Genomic DNA, 2391 nt, shown 5'->3' with positions numbered 1-2391 from the left:
TGAGTGCAAGGAGCAGGTTTTTTTTCCCCGGAACCTTGCCGGTAGGGGAGTGAAAGACTGCCTTGAAATGCCGGGGAGTAAGCAGACGCTTTTCCCGACTGAAGTCCTGACTCACCTCCAGTACCGGATTATCAAACTGCCAGACGCGCACGACCTTTGGCGCGACGACGCGACAGGACTGCGCGGCCGTTCTTGGTAGCCATGCGAGCACGGAAACCGTGGGTACGAGCGCGTTTGATAGTGCTTGGTTGGAAAGTACGTTTCATGTCGTGTTACCTGGTTCGTCCACAACGGGCCGGAATGGCCCCCGTTTTAAGAGACCGGGGATTCTAGAGAAAGCAAGCCTTCAGGTCAATTTCCAACCAGCGTTTCCTTATAAATAGATCTTCGGGGCTTCTTTGGCTGAAAGCCTGTTCGCCATACATAAAAATAAAGAAGGGAATTATTTAAAGCTTTTCTGTAAAGCTTATAAAAGCTAGGCACGGCATCATCTGTGGATAAGTGCCATGAGGCCTTATTTTTCGTGATGTACAGAGAATGACAACTACAGTGGAAAACCGTGTTCAGCCTGTGCTGCGCTATCGGATAACCTGTGTGTGGAATGGTCTGTTATCCACAGGCAGGTTATCCACCGAGTTTCGCCCCCAGTTGTCCAGTGCCCTCAGAGGCGGTTATCCACAGAGCTTATTCACACACCGTTGGTCGCCTTTTTCCCGGTTAACGCATTGATAAATCATGGTGACCGCACAACCTGCATGTGGATAAGTGGGCGGCTCGCCGCTACAATGGCCGCTTGTTTTTGCCTCACCGGCTTTCAACTTAGGGGATATCCGTGTCAGTGGAACTTTGGCAGCAGTGCGTGGAGCTTTTGCGCGAGGAGCTGCCTGCCCAACAATTCAACACCTGGATCCGTCCACTACAGGTCGAAGCCGAAGGCGACGAGTTGCGCGTCTACGCACCGAACCGTTTTGTGCTGGACTGGGTCAACGAAAAGTACCTGGGCCGTGTCCTTGAACTGCTGGATGAGCACGGCAACGGCATGGCGCCGGCGCTTTCCTTATTAATAGGCAGCAAACGCAGTTCGGCTCCGCGTGCTGCACCGAACGCGCCGCTGGCTGCTGCGCAGGTGTCCCAGGCCCAGGCAAATTCCGCGCCTGTGAGTACGCCATCCGTTCAGTCGCCAGCACCGGCGGCCAAGCGCTCGACGCAGAAAAGCCCCGAAATCAGCGATGAACCGTCTCGCGACAGTTTCGACCCGATGTCCGGTGCCGCTTCGCAACAGGCACCGGTTCGCGCCGAACAGCGCACTGTTCAGGTTGAAGGCGCGCTCAAGCACACCAGTTACCTGAACCGCACCTTTACCTTTGAAAACTTCGTCGAAGGTAAATCCAACCAGCTCGCCCGCGCGGCGGCCTGGCAAGTGGCGGATAACCCCAAGCACGGCTACAACCCCCTCTTCCTTTATGGCGGCGTCGGCCTGGGTAAGACCCACTTGATGCACGCGGTGGGTAACCATCTATTAAAGAAGAACCCGAATGCCAAGGTCGTGTACCTGCATTCCGAGCGTTTCGTGGCCGACATGGTCAAGGCGCTGCAACTGAACGCGATCAATGAGTTCAAGCGTTTCTACCGTTCGGTGGATGCATTGCTCATCGACGATATTCAGTTCTTCGCCCGCAAGGAGCGTTCGCAGGAGGAGTTTTTCCACACCTTCAACGCCCTGCTTGAAGGTGGTCAGCAGGTCATTCTCACCAGTGACCGCTACCCGAAAGAAATTGAAGGCCTGGAAGAACGCCTCAAATCGCGTTTTGGCTGGGGTCTGACGGTTGCCGTCGAACCGCCGGAACTGGAAACCCGTGTCGCGATTCTGATGAAGAAGGCCGATCAGGCCAAAGTCGAGTTGCCACACGACGCCGCGTTCTTCATTGCCCAGCGAATTCGCTCCAACGTCCGTGAGCTGGAAGGTGCGCTGAAACGCGTGATCGCCCACTCGCACTTCATGGGTCGCGACATCACCATCGAGTTGATTCGCGAATCCCTGAAAGACTTGTTGGCATTGCAGGACAAACTGGTCTCTGTGGATAACATTCAGCGAACCGTCGCCGAGTACTACAAGATCAAGATCTCGGACCTGTTGTCCAAGCGCCGTTCGCGCTCGGTGGCGCGTCCGCGTCAAGTGGCCATGGCCTTGTCCAAGGAACTGACCAACCACAGCCTGCCGGAAATCGGCGATGTGTTTGGCGGTCGCGACCACACGACGGTTTTGCACGCCTGCCGCAAGATCAACGAACTTAAGGAATCCGACGCGGACATCCGCGAGGACTACAAGACCCTGCTGCGTACACTGACCACTTGATGAACACCAGCGCAGCGTATTAAGGCACGGGACTA

General features: G+C 55.6%; 2 protein-coding genes and 1 pseudogene. 1 reads left to right on the top strand and 2 read right to left on the bottom strand.

The genetic code is table 11. The annotated features are described in order from the left end of the window. Both ACIONG_RS30330 and rpmH read right to left on the bottom strand, forming a co-directional pair. Positions 1–121 (bottom strand): annotated as a pseudogene (locus ACIONG_RS30330) (ribonuclease P protein component); the annotation flags it as partial. A 10-nt stretch (positions 122–131) separates the two neighbouring features. Continuing rightward, complete coding sequence (gene rpmH, locus ACIONG_RS30325; RefSeq protein ID WP_003213577.1) at positions 132–266, bottom strand: 50S ribosomal protein L34; 135 nt, start codon at positions 264–266, stop codon at positions 132–134. 566 nt (positions 267–832) lie between these two features. Between rpmH and dnaA the strand changes: the two genes are divergently transcribed. Continuing rightward, positions 833–2356, top strand: a complete 1524-nt coding sequence (dnaA, locus tag ACIONG_RS30320; protein WP_401304692.1) for a chromosomal replication initiator protein DnaA — start codon at positions 833–835, stop codon at positions 2354–2356. The last annotated feature ends 35 nt before the right edge of the window (positions 2357–2391 follow it).

Source organism: Pseudomonas sp. NPDC087817, from assembly GCF_044742875.1.
In the GTDB taxonomy this organism is placed as follows: domain Bacteria; phylum Pseudomonadota; class Gammaproteobacteria; order Pseudomonadales; family Pseudomonadaceae; genus Aquipseudomonas.
The sequence above is the reverse complement of the archived record's forward strand: the minus strand, read 5'-3'. Positions and strand labels throughout refer to the sequence as shown.

Excerpts from the sequence above, each read along its gene's own strand:
- rpmH (WP_003213577.1), bottom strand. The coding sequence starts at position 266 with ATGAAACGTACTTTCCAACCAAGCACTATCAAACGCGCTCGTACCCAC.